We start from the raw sequence: 18,885 nt of genomic DNA, 5'->3' as shown, positions 1-18,885 counted from the left end.
AGTGAAACGGGTAGGACATGAAACTACTGCGCCTGTGCCTTGCAACGCTCCTGGGGGCATTCCTTCTTGCCGCTGTTCCGGCAGCCGGTCAGAGCGAAAGCGCAGCCCCGGTTGAAACCGCCGACGTGAAACAGGCAAGTGAAGCACTCATCAAGGTTCTCAACGACCCCGACAGCCGCAAGGAGCTGATCGAACTGCTGCAAAAAAAAGCCGCCGATCCCGGGTCTGGCCCGGCTTCAGAGGCGAAAGAGGGAGATGCGACACAGTCAACAGGTGCAGAAACAGCCGAACCCAGCTCCGCCGGGCAGAGTTTCGTCATTCGTGTTGGCGAATACACGCGAGCTCTGGCGGACGAGATCGGGGTCGTTCTCGACCGCTCGCGTCACTCACTAAAGGGATTGCTCCTGATTTTCCGTGGAGACATTCCCATAAAATGGGACCGTGTCGAAGAGGTCCTGTTGCAGGTCGCGATTGTTCTGGCGAGTGCCTACGCGGCGTTCTGGATTGGACAGTACATTGCGCGCCGGATTTATCCGAAAATGGCCGTCCGTGCACGGTACGGCGGCGGATTGATGCGGGCATTCATCCTGGTGGTATCGACCATTATTGACGGCCTGACAGTCGCGCTTGGACTGGGGGTTGGCTATTTCGTTGCACTGACCGGGTATGGCGGGCTTGAAACAGGCGTCACGATCCAGGAGAGCCTGGCGCTGAACGCGTTCTTCATTACCGGAATGTCGAATGTCGCCCTGCGGTTCGTCTTCGCCCCTCGCAGACCGGAATTGCGGCTCCTGCCATTTGCGGATGGCGCCGCCGATTATTGGTACTCTCGGTTACGTATCTACATGTATTGGAACAATTTCGGTGTGTTCCTTGCTGTCCCTGCCGCGAACCTGGCCGTTTCCTTTGTTCTTGGCAACGCGTTGAGGTTCATTGTCGTCCTCACGGGAATGGTTTACCTGATGGTTCTCATCAAGCAGAACAGGGTCAGGGTTCGCGAAGGCGCCAAGGCCTATGCGGAAACCATGCACAGCGTTCTGGCGAAAAGAGCGCTCGCCAATCTCGGCAACCTCTGGCACATCGGTGCCTATGGCTACATTATTGCGGTCTTCATCGTCTGGGTGACGCGCCCCTTCGATGCGACCACGATCATCTTGCGGGCAACCGGCCTTTCGATCATCACCATCATGGCCGGCATGCTGATTTCACTCGTCATGACGCGTGCCATCAAGGGCGGTATCAGGCTGCCCGATGACATTCATCAAAAACTGCCTGCGCTTCAGTACCGACTCAATGCTTTCGTACCGCGTCTTCTCAAGATCATTCGCTTTGTGGTGTTCCTGGGAACGATCCTGCTGCTTATGGACATCTGGGGCCTGCTCAGCGTGCTTGACTGGTTGTACAGCGAAGCCGGGATCAGGCTGGTGGGCAGCTACGGATCAGCCATCGTCGTAATGCTGGTCGCCTTCATTGTCTGGCTGGCGGTGATGTCATGGGTAGACCTGCGCCTGCAATCACGCGCCGGGTACATTGTCAGCGCACGCGAACGAACCCTGTTTCAACTGTTCCGGAACGCGTTCACGATCGTCATCATGGTCATGGCGCTGCTGCTGGCATTGTCTGAAATCGGTGTGAATATCGGGCCGCTGATCGCCGGTGCGGGTGTTGTCGGGCTGGCAATTTCCTTCGGTGCGCAAACGCTCGTCAAGGACATCATCACCGGGGCCTTCATCCAGATCGAAAACGCGATCAATGAAGGTGACGTCGTCACGGTTGCGGGTGTTACCGGAACGGTCGAGGGCATTACCATCCGGTCGGTGCGGATCAGGGACCTGGACGGCACGACACACATCATACCGTTTTCCTCCGTCGACATGGTGTCGAACTTCATGCGCGGCTATTCCTATCACGTCGCGCTCATCGGGGTGTCCTACGATACGGATATCGCCTACGCCAAGGAGGCGATGCTTGAAGCGTTCAGGAGACTGCAGGAGACCGAATTCAAATCCAAGATTTTCGGTGATCTGGAAATGCACGGCGTGACGGCCTTTGGTGCCAGCTCAATCGACATTCGCGCGCGCATCAAGACAAATCCCGGAGATCAATGGGGCATCGGACGTGCGTATAACGAGTTCATCAAACAGGTGTTCGACGAACGAAACATCGAAATCCCGTTCCCGCAAGTCACGTATCACGCGGCAACACCTCCCTTCGCGGAGGAAAACGATGTGCCGGATGCAGGTCGCCGGAAGAAGGTCAAGCAAAGCGAACCGACGGATGATGCGCCGCCGGAGAGTGAAGAACACTGAGACAAGCCGGACTCTGTCTCATCCCAGAGGGATCAGTGGCCCTGCTTTGGCGGATGGCATGCGAGTTCGGGACATTTCTGGCGGTTCCGGGCAATTTCGACCGGTGGAGTTTAAAAGAATGGCAGAGAGCGGCGGTCCCGACCCGCAAGCTTAAAGAAACTCCGACAGATTAGCAGTCTGCGCCAGCACCTAGCTGGTTCACTCTCTTTGGTGGAGCAGGCTGGAGTCGAACCAGCACAGCGCAAGCGTCGAATTTACAGTCCGGTGGGCTCTCCAATGCCCAGCTGCTCCGGTTGGCGGAAGACAGAGGTCCTGATCCTCAAACCCCTTTGCAGGGTTCCACCCGCTTTCCAAGCGGTGCCGGACACCTGTCCGGTTTGTCTTCCAACTGGAGGAGAGCAGCGGTCCTGACCCGCAGACCCGTCGCTGGGTCCTGTCTGTTTTCAAAACAGCACCGGCACGCCTGTCCGGTTTACTCTCCAGTTTTGGCGGAAGACGGAGGTCCTGATCCCCAAACCCTTGCGGGTTCCATCCGCTTTCGAAGCGGCGCCGGGCTCCTGCCCAGTTCATCTTCCTTGTCGAAGACCCGGGCAACAAAAAACCCGGTAAGCTTTACGCTTCCGGGTCGAAAACACTCCGATGTGCCTACAGTCTACCGCACACGCCAAAGCCCTCGACCGCGAAGCGCGGACGCATATGAGCTTGATGAACTGTAAACTGCGAAAAACATCTTCATTTCCTAACTGATGCCGCAGCAATTACGCGATCCAACCGCGCATGTCAATTTACAAATTGCGAGCTCAGGTTGTTGCGCACTTCTGCGCACCAAGCGCCGAGATATGAATATCGGTTAGGACCCAAGTTCCGTGCTCCTGCTGGTTTGAGCTTGACAAAACGTAACTGTGATCGTGGTTCAATGCGGTTCTTTCGGCTTGCGACTATCCGTTTTCCGCCCGCAATAGAAAGAATATCTGATTGTTGATTGAATTTCACAATCTTTCGCTTTATTTTCGTTTCTTGAATTTCTTGCATTTCATTTCGAGCCGGAGACAAGCCTATGGCGGCGGACTACGACCTGCTGGTTATTGGTGGTGGAATTAACGGAACCGGGATTGCCCGAGACGCGGTTGGACGGGGAGCATCGGTCCTGCTGGCCGAGATGGGAGATCTTGCCAGCGCGACTTCTTCAGCCTCCACCAAGCTGATCCATGGCGGCCTGCGGTATCTGGAATATTATGAGTTCAACCTGGTCCGCAAAGCTCTTAAGGAGCGGGAGGTTCTCTGGCATCTTGCACCACACATCGCCTGGCCGCTCCGGTTCATCCTGCCGCACCACAAGGATCTGCGACCGGCCTGGCTGCTCCGCCTCGGCCTGTTCATGTATGATCATCTCGGTGGACGGAAGCTGTTGCCGGCAACCAAGACGGTACGTCTCGATCAAGCGCCCTATTCGCAAGGCCTCAAGAAACTCTTCCAAAGGGGTTTTGAATACTCCGACTGCTGGGTCGACGATGCGCGGCTGGTTGTTCTGAACGCGCGCGACGCGGCCGACCGCGGTGCGAAGATCCTCACACGGACAAAGTGCGTGAGCGCGCGGCGTGATGGAGACAAGTGGTCGGTGGTGCTGAAGGACCTTGCGACGGGTAAAGAGAAAACGGTCACGGCAAGCGTACTTGTCAATGCCGCCGGTCCCTGGGTCGCTGATTTCCTGCATGGGGTTGTCGGGGAAAACGACACGTCGGGCATCCGTCTGGTCAAGGGCAGCCACATCATAGTACCGCGCCAGTTCGAACACGACCGTTGCTTCATCTTTCAGAACGGCGATGGTCGGATCGTGTTCGCGATTCCCTACGAGCAGGATTTCACCCTGATCGGCACAACCGATGTCGATTATCAGGACGATCTCGGTGATGTTCGCATATCGGAAGATGAAATCTCGTACCTTTGCGCCGCAGCGAGTGAGTATCTTGAAAAGGAAATCACACCCGAGGATGTCGTTCATACCTATTCGGGTGTCCGGCCGCTCTATGATGACGGAGCCAAGGACGCCAAGGCGGCGACCCGTGACTATGTTCTGGAGCTTGACGGCGGCGGAGACACGCCCGCCGTCCTGTCCGTCTTCGGCGGAAAGATCACGACCTATCGCAAGCTCGCCGAGCAGGTTCTTGCAAAACTGGAGGGTCTTCTGCCGTTCAAGCGCGGACTTTGGTCGGGAAGTGAACCTTTGCCTGGCGGTGATTTCAGCGTTGACGCCTTTGACAGGGAAGTCTCCGGTCTCCAGCACGACTATGCTTTCCTGGACAAGCGCTTTGCGACGCGGTTGACTCGTCTTTACGGTACGGACGCCCGGCGGCTGCTTGGTGGTGCCAAATCTCTTGAGGATCTCGGCAAATCCTTCGGGTTCAATCTCCATGAAGCGGAAGTGAAATGGCTGATGAACCGGGAATGGGCCCGTACCGCAGAAGATGTGTTGTGGCGGCGGACAAAACTGGGCCTGCGTCTCAGCCAGCAGGAAGCGGCAGATCTGGAAAGCTATATGTCCAGCCACCTTGCAGAACAGGCTGGCGCTGCTGCATAGTTTGAAAAATCATCTGACCTGCCGGGCTCTCCGGCAGTTTTCTTGAATAAGCCTAAGATAATGGGAGGTGTGCCATGGCCGGATGTGTTTTGGCGATAGACCAGGGCACGACGTCAAGCCGCGCGATCGTTTTTGACGGCGGTTTCAGCCCGACCAGCGTGGGACAGCAGGAATTTCCGCAACATTTCCCGAAGTCGGGTTGGGTGGAACATTCGCCTTCGGACATCTGGACCAGCACACTGCGCGTTTGCCGTGAAGCCATGGAAAAGGCTCCGGACAAAGGTGCGGGTGTCGAGGCAATCGGTATCACCAACCAGCGTGAAACCACGCTGATCTGGGATCGGACGACGGGTGAACCGGTCTACAATGCGATCGTCTGGCAAGACCGGCGTACGGCGGAATTCTGCGCCGGACTGCGCGAAAGAGGCCTGGAAGACACATTTACGTCGAAAACCGGGTTGTTGCTCGATCCCTATTTTTCGGGAACCAAGATCGCCTGGATTCTCGACAATGTCGACGGGGTACGTGCGCGGGCCGAACGCGGGGAACTGGTATTCGGCACCGTCGATACCTGGCTGATATGGCACCTGACCGGTGGAAAGGTTCATGTCACCGACGCGACCAACGCGTCACGCACGCTGATCTACAACATTCACGAAAACTGCTGGGATGAAGAGCTGTGCAGGTTGCTCGGCATACCGATGAACCTGCTTCCGGAAGTGAAGGACTGCGCCGACGATTTCGGAACGACCGAGGCGGAACTGTTCGGCAGACCATTGCCCATCTTGGGAGTGGCGGGCGACCAGCAGGCCGCCACGGTCGGGCAGGCCTGTTTCAGACCCGGCATGGTGAAGTCGACCTACGGCACGGGTTGTTTTGCTCTGATGAACACCGGCGAGACAGCTGTGCGGTCGAAGAACCGGATGTTGACGACCATTGCCTATCGTCTGAACGGCGAGACGACATATGCGCTTGAGGGCTCGATCTTTGTTGCCGGTGCAGCGGTTCAATGGCTGCGTGACGCGCTGGGTCTCATAGAGAGCGCAGGTGAAACCCAGACGCTTGCCGAGCAGGCGGATCCGAATCACGACGTTTTCCTGGTTCCTGCATTTGTCGGATTGGGCGCGCCGCATTGGGATGCCGAGGCGCGCGGAGCGATGTTCGGGCTGACGCGCAACACGGGACCAAGGGAGATCGCCCGCGCGGTCCTGCAAAGCGTGGGCTACCAGACAAGCGATCTTGTCGAAGCCATGCAGGCCGACTGGCCTGACGCGGAAAAACCCGTTCTGAGGGTGGATGGAGGCATGACGGCCTCCGATTGGACGATGCAGTTTCTGGCAGACATCCTTGGGGCGCCAGTCGACCGTCCGACCGTTCCCGAAACAACGGCTCTGGGCGCTGCATGGCTGGCCGGATCCAAGGCTGGCATCTGGCCGGGCGAAGACGCGTTTTCCGCCGAATGGAAGCTTGAAAAACGCTTCGAACCGCAGCTTGACGAAGAGCGCCGACAACAATTGCTGGCCGGTTGGCAGGATGCGGTCAACCGAACGCGCACCGATCAGGACTGAACGCTTTGAAGGCTCTCGCACCTGTGAGAGCCTTCAGTCTTTCAGTGACTTAGAAACTTCAGCAACAAGCTTACGCTGCGGTATCACATTTCCTTGAACGGTCCTGAAAGTGTTAAAAATTACGTCAACAAAACTTACCTAGCAAAAATATTTCAAAATCAGGGTAAAATTAGAAAGATGTTGGTGCTTGATTTTCTGCCAAAAAAACGCCTTAGTTTGCGCTGGCTTGGACTTAACTCCTTTGCACACTTCAATGATGCAAGGTCCATGCTCTTCATCAAGGGGAGAACAGATTGATGAATTTCAAAAAAACCTTGAAGGCAACCCTTCTTGGCGCCAGCCTTGCCGTGATCGCGGCAACAGGTGCTTCCGCAAAGACCTTGGTTTATTGCTCCGAGGGGTCTCCTGAAGGCTTCGACACGGCGCTTTACACCGCCGGCACGACGTTCGACGCGTCCTCCAAGCCGCTCTACAACCGGCTTGTCGAGTTCAAGCGCGGCACGACCGAAGTGCTTCCGGGTCTGGCGGAAAGCTGGGAAGTTTCCGAAGACGGATTGGAATACACCTTTAAGCTGCGTAAGGGCGTAAAATTCCATACCACCAGCTTCTTCACGCCATCACGTGACTTCAACGCCGATGATGTGGTTTTCTCGTTCGAGCGCCAGCTGAACAAAGACCATGCGTGGCATGAATATACACCGGGCACCGCCTGGGAATATTTCAACGGCATGTCCATGCCGGACCTGATCAAGGAAATCGTCAAGGTCGACGACAACACCGTCAAGTTCGTGCTGAACCGTCCGGAAGCTCCGATGATTGCCAACCTGGCCATGGATTTTGCGTCAGTCGTTTCGGCCGAATACGCCGATCAGCTGGCGGCCGCCGGTTCCAAGGAGCAATTCAACCAGCAACCTGTGGGAACAGGCCCGTTCTCATTTGTCGGTTACCAGAAAGATGCGGTGATCCGTTATGCGGCTCACCCGGATTACTGGAATGGCAAGGAAAAGATCGACAACCTGATCTTCGCCATCACGCCTGATGCTGCGGTTCGCCTGCAGAAGCTGAAAGCGGGTGAATGTCATGTCATGCCGTATCCGGCACCGGCCGACATTGCCGACATCCGCGACGACGGCAACCTGACCCTTCTGGAACAGCAGGGCCTGAATGTCGGGTATCTCGCCTACAACACGAAAGTGGCTCCGTTCGACAAGAAGGAAGTCCGCAAGGCGCTGAACCACGCAGTCAACAAGCAGGCGATCCTCGACGCTGTTTTCCAGGGCTCCGGCCAGGCAGCGAAAAACCCGATCCCGCCAACGATGTGGTCGTATAACGAAGCGGTTGAGGACGACGCCTACGATCCGGATCTGGCCAAGGAAATGCTGGCGGCAGCCGGTGTTGAAAACCTCGACATGAAGATCTGGGCGATGCCTGTTCAGCGTCCGTACAATCCGAATGCCCGCCGCATGGCCGAGGTTATTCAGGCCGACTTCGCCAAAGTCGGCGTCAATGTCGAGATCGTTTCCTATGAATGGGGTGAATATCTTTCCCGTTCCAAGGACGAGAACCGTGACGGAGCAGTTCTGCTCGGCTGGACCGGCGACAATGGCGATCCTGACAACTTCCTGGCCGTTCTGCTCGGCTGTGATGGCGTCGGCGGTTCCAACCGTGCCCAGTGGTGCAATGACGACTTCCAGGCTCTCATCGAGAAAGCCAAGACCGTGACCGACAAGGCGGAGCGCACGAAGCTCTACGAAGAGGCGCAGGTTGTCTTCAAGGAAGAAGCTCCTTGGGCCACGATCGCGCACTCGGTGGTCTTCATGCCGATGTCCTCCAAGGTCACCGGCTACGTGATGGACCCGCTCGGTGGCCATTGGTTCGACGGCGTGGACATTGCGGAGTAATTCCGCTTGAAATTGGGAGGCGCTGGCGGTTTTGCCGGCGCCTCAGACATTTTGACCGGCGGATGCTCTCATAATGTGTGACAGTTTCCGCTGGTTCTTCGTATCTGGAACCTGACATGCTCCGCTTTCTTCTAGGCCGCCTCGGCCTGTTGATTCCGACATTCATCGGCGTCACCTTTGTCGCCTTCACCTTCATCCGGCTTTTGCCCGGCGATCCAGCTGAACTTCTGGCCGGTGAGCGTGGCATCACACCGGAACGCAAGGCCGAGGTGATGAAGCAATTGGGTTTTGACAAGCCCTACTGGCAACAATATCTCGACTACATACTCGGGATCTTTCAGGGTGACCTGGGCACTTCGTTCTCTTCGAAGAAGCCGGTGCTGGACGAATTCATGACGCTCTTCCCGGCCACTGCCGAGTTGGCACTCTGCGCCATCATTCTGGCCGTTTGTATCGGAATTCCGGCCGGCATCTTCGCAGCGGTGAAGCGCGGTTCCATTGCTGACCAGGCCATCATGGGCACTGCCCTTGTCGGCTATTCGATGCCGATCTTCTGGTGGGGCCTGCTGCTGATCATCTTCTTCTCCGGCATCCTTCAATGGACACCTGTTTCGGGGAGAATTTCGCTCCTCTATTTCTTCCCGCAAGTGACGGGCTTCATGCTTATCGACAGCCTGTTGTCAGGCGAAAAGGGCGCCTTTCTCTCGGCTGTGCGCCATCTCATACTGCCGTCGATCGTGTTGGCGACCATCCCGCTGGCCGTGATCGCCCGCCAGACACGCTCGGCCATGCTGGAAGTCCTTGGCGAAGACTATGTGCGTACCGCGCGGGCAAAGGGCCTCGCACCACGCTCGGTTATCGGGCTCCACGCGCTTCGCAACGCCCTGATTCCGGTTGTGACCACCATTGGCCTTCAGGTTGGTGTGCTGTTGGGTGGGGCAATCCTGACAGAGACCATTTTCTCGTGGCCCGGAATTGGAAAGTGGCTCTTCGACAGCATTTCCCGTCGTGACTATTTCGTGGTGCAGGGCGGTCTCCTGCTGATTGCCGGAATTGTAATGCTGGTCAATCTGATTGTGGACGTGCTGTACGGCCTCATCAATCCGCGCATCCGACACAATTGAGCCGAGGGTAACAAGATGACAAATACCTCTCCGGCAGCAAGTGCCGATGCAGACAAGGTCCAGGCTGCCAGTCGAAGCGCGACCTTGGCCAATCTCGCCGAGTTCTGGTACTATTTCTCGCGCAACAAGGGCGCGGTGATCGGATTGATCATCTTTTTCGCGCTGGTTGCCATAGCAGTGCTTGCTCCCTGGATTTCACCACATGATCCAGACATGCAGTATCGGGACAGTTTTCTGGTTCCGCCCTTCTGGGAAGAAGGGGGCAAATCGACTTTCATTCTCGGAACGGATGCTGTCGGGCGTGATATTCTATCGCGTCTGATGCATGGTGCCGCCTATTCACTGTCAATCGGTGTCATCGTCGTCATCATTTCGCTCTCTGTAGGTATCGTGACAGGTTTGATCGCCGGCTATGCCGGCGGAGTGGTCGACACCTTCATCATGCGCCTGATGGATATTATTCTGGCGTTTCCTGCGCTCCTTCTTGCGCTGGTTCTTGTCGCCATTCTGGGTCCCGGGCTTACCAATGCGATGATCGCGATCGCGCTTGTTCTGCAGCCGCATTTCGTTCGATTGACACGTGCGGCGGTATTGTCTGAGCGTTCCAGGGACTACGTCGTTGCAGCGCGTCTGGCAGGTGCCGGCCATATTCGATTGATGTTCAAGACGATCCTGCCGAACTGTGTTGCGCCCTTGATCGTCCAGGCGACACTGTCGTTTTCCAATGCAATCCTTGATGCCGCAGCGCTCGGATTTTTGGGCATGGGTGCGCAGCCGCCGGCATCGGAATGGGGCACGATGCTTGCCGAGGCCCGAGAGTTCATCCTGAGTGCGTGGTGGGTCGTGACCTTTCCCGGTTTGGCCATCCTGATAACCGTCATTGCCATCAATCTGGTCGGCGACGGCCTGCGGGATGCGCTCGATCCCAAGCTGAAGAGGAGCTAACTCAATGTCTCTTCTGGAAATCAGAAACCTGAGGGTTGAATTCGATACCGCGAAGGGTCCGTTCAGGGCGCTTGACGGTGTCGATTACCTGGTCGATGCCGGTGAAGTTCTGGCGATTGTCGGCGAATCGGGTTCCGGCAAATCCGTTGCCATGCTGGCAACAATGGGTCTGCTGCCGGACACTGCGACGATTACCGCAGACAAGATGGACTTCGAAGGCCTTGACCTGAGATCGTTGTCGGCAAAAGAGCGCCGCAAGGTAATCGGAAAAGATGTCTCGATGATCTTCCAGGAACCGATCGCGAGCCTCAACCCTTGTTTTACGGTCGGGTTTCAACTCGGCGAAACGCTCAAAGCGCATACGGACCTGAAAGGCAAACAGGTCAAGGATCGGGTCATCGAGCTAATGACTTCGGTCGGCATTCCCGATCCTGGGGGACGCGTCAATGCGTTTCCGCACCAGATGTCCGGCGGCCAGTGCCAGCGCGTGATGATCGCGATGGCGATTGCCTGTGCGCCAAAACTGCTGATCGCGGACGAGCCGACAACAGCGCTTGATGTGACGATCCAGAAACAGATCCTGGACCTTCTCGTCAAGCTTCAGCAGGACAGCGGCATGGGTCTGATCATGATTACCCATGACATGGGTGTCGTTGCTGAAACGGCCGATCGCGTGATCGTGCAATACAAGGGCCGCAAGATGGAGGAGGCGGACGTGCTGTCTCTTTTTGAAAACCCGAAAAACCCATACACCAAGGCGTTGCTTTCGGCGTTGCCGGAAAACGCGACCGGCGACCGGTTGCCGACCGTGAGCGACTTTGCCGAAGCGGGAGGATTCTGACTTGTCCGAAGATGTGATCCTCAAGGTCCGCGATGTCTACCGGACGTATGACATCAAGGGCGGCCTGTTCAAGCCGGCATCGACGCTTACCGCGGTCAAGGGTGTCAGTCTTGATGTCGCGCGCGGTTCCACGCTCGCGGTTGTTGGCGAAAGCGGCTGTGGCAAGTCCACGCTAGCCCGCATGTTGACAATGATAGACGCACAGACTTCCGGTTCCATCGAGATTGACGGTTTGCCTATCGACATTTCGAAGACAGGTATTTCCCGGGAAATGCGGCAGAAGGTGCAGATTGTCTTCCAGAACCCCTACGGGTCGCTGAATCCGCGCCAGAAGATCGGTCACGTTCTGGAAGAACCGCTCCTTTTGAATACCGACATGCCGGCAGCGGAAAGACAGGACCTTGCGCTGCAGATGTTGCAGAAGGTCGGATTGCTGCCTGAACATTACGGACGCTATCCACACATGTTCTCAGGTGGTCAGCGTCAGCGTATCGCGATAGCACGCGCAATCATGATGAAGCCGAAACTTCTGGTGCTCGATGAGCCGGTGTCCGCGCTCGATCTCTCCGTGCAGGCGCAAATCCTCAACCTTCTTGCCGACTTGCAGGACGAAATGGGCCTGACCTACGTGTTCATTTCGCATGACCTTTCCGTGGTGCGTTACATCGCCGACAAGGTGATGGTCATGTATTTCGGTGAAGTGGTGGAATACGGCACGCGCGAGGAGGTCTTCGATAACCCTCAGCATGACTATACCAAGACGCTGTTTGCCGCGACCCCGCAGGCCGATATCGAGAGCATCAGAAAACGGTTGGCGGCGAAGGCAGCTTAGCGGGCTGGCCGCTTGGCGAGACCGGAAGTGTTTTTCATCCGCCTGAACTGCGATAGGCTCTCGGACTTGTGCCGAGGGCCTTTATGCATCTGATCGACGAACAAAATCGCAAATGGTGGCTTCTGGGTGCGATCAGCTGCGTGCTTGGCATCGTCCTTCTGGACGAAACCGTTGTCGGGGTGGCGCTGCCGACCATTCAAAAGTCTTTCGGCCTGTCGAATACAGAAGCCCACTGGGTCGTCAATGCCTACCTTCTGACGTTTGCTGCGTTTGTTGCGATCGGAGGACGGCTGGCAGACCTGTTCGGCACGCTACGCGTCTTTCTGACGGGCCTGACAATCTTCAGCGTGTGTTCTCTTGTCTGCGGTTTTGCGCCAACCGGTTCCATTCTGATTGCAGCGCGCGCAGCGCAGGGTCTGGGTGCAGCTATTATTTTTCCGCTCTACGTGGCCATGATCGGCATGACCTTTCCCAAAGAACAGCGCGGCTTTGGTCTCGCGGTCGGCGGGGCGGTCGGAACAACTTTTCTGGCACTTGGACCCTTAACTGGCGGATTGCTGACAGAACTTGTCTCCTGGCGTTGGATCTTCTGGATCAACCCGCTGATTGCGGTCGGAGTCGGTACGATCGTGGCCCTGACCTGGCGCGAGATCGATCGCCCCGCCGGTCAACGGATGGACTGGATCGGGCTGCTGCTGATTGCAGTGGGCATGTTCTGCGTGGTGTTTGCGCTGATGGAGGCCAACAACTGGGGCTGGGAAGATCTACGCATTCCGGGGTTTCTGGTGGCTGGAGTTGCGCTGCTTGTCTTGTTCTGCCGTGTTGAAGTCAGCCGGAGAACACCGCTGATCGAAGTTCAACTGTTTCGAGACATGGTCTTTACAAGCAGTAACCTCACCATCCTGATGGCGCAATATTCGAAGATCATCCTGTTTGTTTTCATCGCCCTTTACGCGCAGACCGAGTTGGGCCTTGGACCCTTGCAGGCTGGTGCGCTGGTCATGCTGTCACCGATTCTGCAGCCTCCGGCTGCGCTTGTTTGCGGGCGTATGACCAAGAAAATGTCCTACAAGGGTCTTGTTCTCATCGGCATCACGGGACTGGGCGTCTGTCTGATCTGGTTAACGGTCGTTGCGCCTTTGAAAAACCTCCTGCTGGTAGCGTGCATTTTGCCCTTGTCCGGCGCGGTGTTTCCTTTCGTCATGATCCCGACAAGAGCAGCTATCCTTGCCATGCTGCCGGAACACAAACACGGGCAGGGTGGGGGTGTTTCCATGGCTTCACAGATTTCGGGCGGAACGATCGGCCTTGCAATCTCGAGCGCTGTCTTTCCGTTCGGCGGCTACCAGGCCGTGTTCGGGGTGGCAGCTGCGCTGTTTCTTGCGTTGCTCGGTTTCACGTTGCTGGTGTTCCGCACCGGTCCGCGCGAAAACGCCTGATCCGATCATCCGAAACCCCCTTCTGAAAACCACCTTGGTGCACAAATTGAATTGCATTGTTCGTTATTTCGAGTATTCTCGAACAATGGAAAAAAATAAAGCCCTTGATGCTCTTGCTGCCCTTGGTCAGGAAACGCGACTCGATGTGTTTCGCCTGTTGGTGAAGGTGGGTAAAGAAGGCATGACTGCCGGTGCCGTCGCAGATGCGCTTGAAGTCCGCCCGAACACCCTGTCGACCCATCTGGCTGCGTTGTCGCGTGCCGGTCTTGTTCAGGCAGAACGCGACGGGCGCTCCATTCACTACAGTTCCGATCTGACGACAATGCAGTTTCTGGTGACCTATCTCCTGCAGGATTGTTGCGGCGGCAATCCGGAACTCTGTGCTCCGATCGCCGATCTGTTCACTTCCGGTTCGTGCTCGAAAGCCAAGGCTCTCTGATTTCAAAATCCAGGTGGACATTCCAACAATGCGCAATGCTCTAATTTTATGTACGGCGAATTCCGCTCGTTCCGTGCTTGGAGAAGCACTGCTTCGCCATCTCGGGCAGGGCAGGTTCGCTGCCTTTTCTGCAGGATCGACACCGAGAGGCTCAGTCAATCCGGACGCACTGGCCTGTCTTGAGCGCCGTGGCCTGTCGACAGAAGGGTTCCGGTCGAAAAGCTGGGAAGAATTCGCGGGCGTTGATGCCCCGGCAATGGACCTGATCATCACTGTCTGCGACAGCGCGGCGGGCGAAGCCTGCCCGGTCTGGCCTGGTCATCCGATGGTCGTGCATTGGGGCATTCCCGACCCGGCTTCTGTCGAAGGGGACGACGCAACCCGCGGGGCGGCATTCGATCTGGCCTACCAAAGGCTGGAACGGCGCATCAATGACATGCTCGCGCTTGGCGACGAGGTATTCGAGGCCGAAGACGGCAAATCCAGGCTGGCGGCGATCGGCACTTCTTTCAACTAGTTGGGAAATTTTTCATGTCAGAATTCAGTTTGTCCCGGCGCCTGGCGGCGGAGGCGCTCGGGACTGCAATGCTTGTCGGCACGGTAGTCGGTTCGGGGATCATGGCCGACAGACTGTCGGACGATGTCGCCGTTTCCCTGCTCGGCAACACGATCCCGACAGGTGCTATCCTTGTGGTTCTGATCACTATCCTTGGGCCGATTTCGGGCGCGCATTTCAACCCGGCGGTGACCTTCGTGTTCTGGCTCAAACGGCATCTTGGTCTGGTGGTCGGTCTCAGCTATATCAGCGCGCAAATCATCGGTGGCATCTGCGGTTCGCTGATTGCACATGTGATGTTCGAACTGCCGGTGTTGCAGGCATCGACGACCGTGCGGACCGGTGCCGGGCAGTGGGTGGCTGAAATTGTTGCGACTTTCGGGCTGCTTGCCAGTATTCTGGCCGGTATACGGTTTCGGGAAACTGCAGTGCCATGGCTGGTCGGACTTTACATTACCGCCGCCTACTGGTTCACCGCATCGACGTCCTTCGCAAATCCGGCAGTCGCCATTTCCCGGGCCTTCACCGATACATTCGCCGGCATTCGTCCGATCGATCTCCCCGGCTTCATCGTGGCGGAAGTTGCCGGCGCTGCCCTGGCACTCGCGTTCTTTTCCTGGTTGCTGAGGTCCGAAAAGCCGTCAGACTGACAGAACAGACGTCCGGTTCATCGTCGCCTGGTCAGAGATCCTTCTTCATGAACCAACGGCGATGATCCGGCAGGGCCTGATCCGGCCTGTTTCCCAGAACCCCGAAATCCTGGTATCCGAGGCCCTGATAGAATTTGCGGGCTGTTTCATTCGAAGTGTCCAGCCATGCGCCATGACATCCAAGCCGTTTTGCTTCGAGTTCAGCCAGTTCGACAAGCCGGCTGCCGAGCCCGCCGCCCCTGACTGCGTCATCCACCCAAAGGGTCTTGATCAGCAGCCAGTGGTAGGACGTGCTTGCGCGCAGCCCACCCAGCAGGTGCCCGTTTTCATCGGTCGCCTTCAGGATGAATTCATCATTGTTCGCCTGCTTGTTTTCCTTGGCCAAGGACTGGAGCAGGCGATCCTCGATCGCCCTGGAAGTAGACGCCTTTTCCGCTTCATCGGCAAAGGAGATTTCGACATAGCTCATTGTGGTTCCGCAACCTGACTGTCCGGCTACAGCATCTCCCAAATGGCAAACTGGCGTCAATAACTTCACGCAGCCGGACTATCGTGGCCCGCTCATAAGGGCTGTCGCCTGCCTGCGGAGATACAGCATCAGGTTTTCGATCTGTTCCATGGCCTCTCCCTCGTCGCCATTGGCAATTGCCTGCATAACTTCCAGGTGGCTCCAGGCGGCCGGATTGAGATCCGCCCGGCCGAAATGCCGGTACCAAAACCTGCGGCTATGGGTCTGAAGGGGAGCCAGCGCCTTTGCCGCGAAAGGATTGCAGGCGGCCTGCGCGACAACTTCGTCAAATGCCTTGTCGAGGCGCAGATATTCCTCGACATCGGGAACGGAACCTGCGTCCCGCATGTCTTCGGCGATTTGTTCAAGTGTCCGACGTTCGTCCTGACTCGCAAGGCGTGCAGCCGACCCGGCAACAAGGCGTTCCAGGGCGTGCCTTGCGTCCAGCACCTTGATGAAATCCGCCGGGTTCATTTCCGCAACAATGACACCGAGACGCGGACGGATGCTCAAAAGACCTTCAAGGCTGAGTCGCAACACGGCCTCCCGGATCGGTGTGCGGCCCAGTCCGAAACGCTGTGCAAGAGCAACTTCTGTTACCGCTTCACCGGGTTTCAGTTTCAGTGTCACGATTGCCTCTTCCAATTGCCTGTAGGCCTGGGCGGATTGGCTGAGGTCACCTGTCATGTTGAGTTTAGTCCTGTCCACAAGAGATGTGCGCTTGATATATCAGCTGTCGATAAAAGGGAAGCTTCTTCTGAATTTGTGAATTTGTCCGGGTGTGATCCGGTGCCCACTGGAGGGCAATTGAAGATGTGTGACAGCTTGTGCGTGTAGCGCGCGTCTGCTACCGCTGATGCGATCTTTGCTGCCGAGAGTATCCCGTGAAACTTTGTTTATTGATTCTGGTTTTTTCTCTTTTGCTGGCCGGCTGTCAGACCAGCAACGAAACGATTGAGTTCGGAAACAAAACCGTTGTTGCCTTTGATGAAGAACACGGTGTGCAGGTTGCTTACATGTCGCAAAATCGACGCTCTTATCTTTGGTATCCGGGTAACGATCAGGTCACGAGAGGAAAATGGGAAACGCGCAAAATCGGGAGTGAAATCTGTTTCAAGTATCCTAACGCTTACAACCCGGTTACAAAGAAATCTGGCGGATTTTGGAGCTGCCTCGTCAGATCTGCATTTAAGAGAAAGTTGCACGCTTCATGTGTCGGAGACCCGTTCGGCCTGGAGAGTGGAAAAATTCCGTTTGTCCTTGAAAAAGGGCGCGTCCAGCTTGGTCAGCTCAAAAAGACCTGTTCTTGAAGTCACGCTGCTCAACAGAGCGCGGCAACGCCTGTGTTTTCAGGATCAAATCAAGGGGATTGGAGACTGGCTCTAGATCGCCTGCATGGGGGATTTGCGTTTTTTGCGGTAGCGCTTGTCGAGCCTGAGCGTGACGATGGCAAAGACGATCCAGCTTGTGTGAAACACCACACCGGCCAGGAACACGAGATATCCGGGAACCGGGCCAATGGCTGCGCGTTCGAATGCCTGGGAGAATTCAGTCAACGGAACGGGATGAATGGCAAGCTTGCCGAAATAGGCGATGGCCTGGATAGCGAGGATCCAGGAATAATTGCTGCGCAGCCGTCGTCCGGCGGCCCTGACAAGGCTGATATGATAATGCGGCGTCTCGTAGTCGTCAGCGAGCATTCTTGCCCAGGTTCCGTTCGTCGAGCTGCTTTTTCCAAGAAGGAGCGGAGCATAAAAATCAGACTCCAACAGCCGTGCGCGCGCCCGGAACATGTTGTAATACCGATAGCGCCGGGCCTCAAAAATCAGGAAAACGGTGACCAGCAAGCCGACCAGTACCATCGGCAGCGGCGAGGCATCCCGGTTGGAAAACGTGGCGGACAAGGCGATGCCGGTCGTGACGACGGCCCAGTTCGTCGTGTTGTCCAATCGCGAGCGCCAGTGGGTGCTGCGGAAAACCTCAGCGCGATAAAGATGGGCGATTGCCCCAATGGTACCGGGGTCCATCTCCTTCTTCGGCCTGTCCTCCTCGGCATTTTCGTCCGTCATGTGCCAGACCTTACCTCCCTCTCACTTAACTTAGGGTGAAGTTCCAGCCGGTCGAGGATATGGCGACCTAATGCAGCTGAACCATGCAGAACGCAAACGGAACCCTGACGGCTTTGGCGGACGCGAGAAAAGGAAAATGCGACGAGGTCGACGTCTTGCGCCCATCCCTTCTCCTGACATGCTATCTTTCAATTTGTCGCCTGCAATTTTGCTAGCAGCACTCGTCTTGCGATTTGCCAATTGTCTCTTTAACTGAGTGTCATGATACGCCTTTCCACCCTGTTCTGGCTCGCAGCCCTCCTGTCCGCCATCTGGAATGCGTGGACGTTCATAAACTATTCAATCAGAAAGACTTTTCACCCCATGGCCGCGAAGGGCGATATGCTGTGGCAAGTCAAGGAAGTGGCTCTGCTCGCTCCGATCCCCATTGCGATCGTCATGTTCCTGTTCTGGCTTTGGCGCCGACGGCTCACAGACCGGCCCTATGTCACCGGTCTTGTCTTGCTCGTTGCAGCGACGCTCCTGCCGTGGCTGCCGCGTATCGAGGGTAATTATCGTGAGGTTTACTGGCTGGCCGAGACGCAGCACGAAATCCCATGGTACTACGCGCCGTATAACGGCAGTTCCGAGCCCGGTGGCAAACTTTTCTGGGTGAGTGTTTCCTTTCCGGACCTTGAGCCGCGATACAAGACCCGAGACCCGTTGATTACTGTCGGCAAAGCCGTCGATTTCAACAACGGCAAGGGAGGCGATGCGCCTCAGGAGCCCTGCACGACATACGGGACGTATATCAAGTGTGAGTGGCGACGCGGGAACTTCGTGTACATGGTGAGCACCATCCCGGAGCACTTTCCGTCCGACATTTCGGCGTTCATGGTCGAGGCCGCGAACCTGCTCGACGGCTTTGAGGTGACAAAGGCCGACTGATCTTCACCTGCCGATCCTGAAAGGCACGTCCATTGCACCTGGATTGACGCGGGCGACAGCCGGAAGGCTGAGGCTCGATCGGTTGATCTGTAGCCAGGTCGAGACTGCGTGCAATGCAAATTTCAGGTTGCAATTCCGTTGAAACTATCGAATATCGGTAAAAACAACAGTGTGCGATCTTTGACGTGTATCAGACCAG

General features: G+C 56.6%; 17 protein-coding genes and 1 tRNA gene. 14 read left to right on the top strand and 4 right to left on the bottom strand.

What is annotated here, in order from left to right:
• Positions 1 to 17 precede the first annotated feature (17 nt).
• Positions 18 to 2,309 carry a mechanosensitive ion channel domain-containing protein gene (locus tag LA5095_RS08170; protein WP_055113762.1) on the top strand — a complete coding sequence of 764 codons (2,292 nt, stop codon included), beginning with the start codon at positions 18 to 20 and terminating at the stop codon, positions 2,307 to 2,309.
• A gap of 208 nt (positions 2,310 to 2,517) precedes the next feature.
• On the opposite strand, the gene LA5095_RS08165 is transcribed toward LA5095_RS08170, so the two are convergent.
• Positions 2,518 to 2,600, bottom strand: a tRNA-Tyr gene (locus tag LA5095_RS08165).
• 766 nt (positions 2,601 to 3,366) lie between these two features.
• Between LA5095_RS08165 and glpD the strand changes: the two genes are divergently transcribed.
• The 11 genes from glpD to LA5095_RS08105 all read left to right on the top strand — a co-directional run bounded on the left by glpD (position 3,367) and on the right by LA5095_RS08105 (position 15,182).
• Complete coding sequence (glpD, locus tag LA5095_RS08160) at positions 3,367 to 4,887, top strand: glycerol-3-phosphate dehydrogenase (protein ID WP_055113760.1); 1,521 nt, start codon at positions 3,367 to 3,369, stop codon at positions 4,885 to 4,887.
• 74 nt (positions 4,888 to 4,961) lie between these two features.
• Entirely contained in the window at positions 4,962 to 6,455 is a 1,494-nt protein-coding gene (gene glpK, locus LA5095_RS08155) for a glycerol kinase GlpK (RefSeq protein ID WP_055113758.1), read from the top strand.
• Between the two features lie 296 nt (positions 6,456 to 6,751).
• Entirely contained in the window at positions 6,752 to 8,356 is a 1,605-nt protein-coding gene (locus LA5095_RS08145; protein ID WP_055113754.1) for an ABC transporter substrate-binding protein, read from the top strand.
• A 116-nt stretch (positions 8,357 to 8,472) separates the two neighbouring features.
• Positions 8,473 to 9,480 (top strand): ABC transporter permease subunit, encoded by a 1,008-nt coding sequence (locus LA5095_RS08140; RefSeq protein ID WP_029064651.1) that lies wholly within the window; start codon positions 8,473 to 8,475, stop codon positions 9,478 to 9,480.
• A gap of 15 nt (positions 9,481 to 9,495) precedes the next feature.
• On the top strand, positions 9,496 to 10,425 hold the full coding sequence (locus LA5095_RS08135; protein ID WP_029064652.1) for an ABC transporter permease subunit: 930 nt from the start codon (positions 9,496 to 9,498) through the stop codon (positions 10,423 to 10,425).
• Between the two features lie 4 nt (positions 10,426 to 10,429).
• Complete coding sequence (locus tag LA5095_RS08130) at positions 10,430 to 11,266, top strand: ABC transporter ATP-binding protein (RefSeq protein WP_055113752.1); 837 nt, start codon at positions 10,430 to 10,432, stop codon at positions 11,264 to 11,266.
• Position 11,267: 1 nt separating this feature from the next.
• Positions 11,268 to 12,098, top strand: coding sequence for an ABC transporter ATP-binding protein (locus LA5095_RS08125; protein ID WP_055113750.1), 831 nt, complete (start codon positions 11,268 to 11,270; stop codon positions 12,096 to 12,098).
• 83 nt (positions 12,099 to 12,181) lie between these two features.
• A complete protein-coding gene (locus tag LA5095_RS08120; RefSeq protein ID WP_055113748.1) occupies positions 12,182 to 13,537 on the top strand; it encodes an MFS transporter in 1,356 nt (451 codons plus the stop codon).
• Positions 13,538 to 13,622: 85 nt separating this feature from the next.
• The gene (locus LA5095_RS08115; RefSeq protein ID WP_055113746.1) at positions 13,623 to 13,976 is read left to right on the top strand and encodes an ArsR/SmtB family transcription factor; all 354 of its coding nucleotides are present in this window, start codon (positions 13,623 to 13,625) and stop codon (positions 13,974 to 13,976) included.
• Positions 13,977 to 14,004: 28 nt separating this feature from the next.
• A complete protein-coding gene (locus tag LA5095_RS08110; protein ID WP_055113745.1) occupies positions 14,005 to 14,493 on the top strand; it encodes an arsenate reductase ArsC in 489 nt (162 codons plus the stop codon).
• A 14-nt stretch (positions 14,494 to 14,507) separates the two neighbouring features.
• Positions 14,508 to 15,182, top strand: a complete 675-nt coding sequence (locus LA5095_RS08105; protein WP_055113743.1) for an aquaporin — start codon at positions 14,508 to 14,510, stop codon at positions 15,180 to 15,182.
• A 31-nt stretch (positions 15,183 to 15,213) separates the two neighbouring features.
• On the opposite strand, the gene LA5095_RS08100 is transcribed toward LA5095_RS08105, so the two are convergent.
• Together LA5095_RS08100 and LA5095_RS08095 are read right to left on the bottom strand one after the other, a co-directional pair.
• Positions 15,214 to 15,651, bottom strand: a complete 438-nt coding sequence (locus tag LA5095_RS08100) for a GNAT family N-acetyltransferase (protein WP_055113741.1) — start codon at positions 15,649 to 15,651, stop codon at positions 15,214 to 15,216.
• A 78-nt stretch (positions 15,652 to 15,729) separates the two neighbouring features.
• A complete protein-coding gene (locus tag LA5095_RS08095; protein ID WP_055113740.1) occupies positions 15,730 to 16,377 on the bottom strand; it encodes a GntR family transcriptional regulator in 648 nt (215 codons plus the stop codon).
• A gap of 197 nt (positions 16,378 to 16,574) precedes the next feature.
• On the opposite strand from LA5095_RS08095, the gene LA5095_RS08090 reads away from it, so the two are divergent.
• Positions 16,575 to 17,000, top strand: a complete 426-nt coding sequence (locus LA5095_RS08090) for a hypothetical protein (protein WP_144435915.1) — start codon at positions 16,575 to 16,577, stop codon at positions 16,998 to 17,000.
• 72 nt (positions 17,001 to 17,072) lie between these two features.
• Here LA5095_RS08090 and LA5095_RS08085 read toward each other — a convergent pair whose 3' ends face one another.
• Positions 17,073 to 17,759 (bottom strand): DUF2270 domain-containing protein, encoded by a 687-nt coding sequence (locus LA5095_RS08085; RefSeq protein WP_029064737.1) that lies wholly within the window; start codon positions 17,757 to 17,759, stop codon positions 17,073 to 17,075.
• A 261-nt stretch (positions 17,760 to 18,020) separates the two neighbouring features.
• Between LA5095_RS08085 and LA5095_RS08080 the strand changes: the two genes are divergently transcribed.
• Positions 18,021 to 18,686, top strand: a complete 666-nt coding sequence (locus tag LA5095_RS08080) for a hypothetical protein (protein WP_055113736.1) — start codon at positions 18,021 to 18,023, stop codon at positions 18,684 to 18,686.
• Positions 18,687 to 18,885 lie beyond the last annotated feature (199 nt).

The sequence above is a fragment of the Roseibium album genome, assembly GCF_001404515.1.
Lineage (GTDB): Bacteria > Pseudomonadota > Alphaproteobacteria > Rhizobiales > Stappiaceae > Roseibium > Roseibium album.
This window is presented reverse-complemented; position numbering and strand designations above follow the sequence as displayed.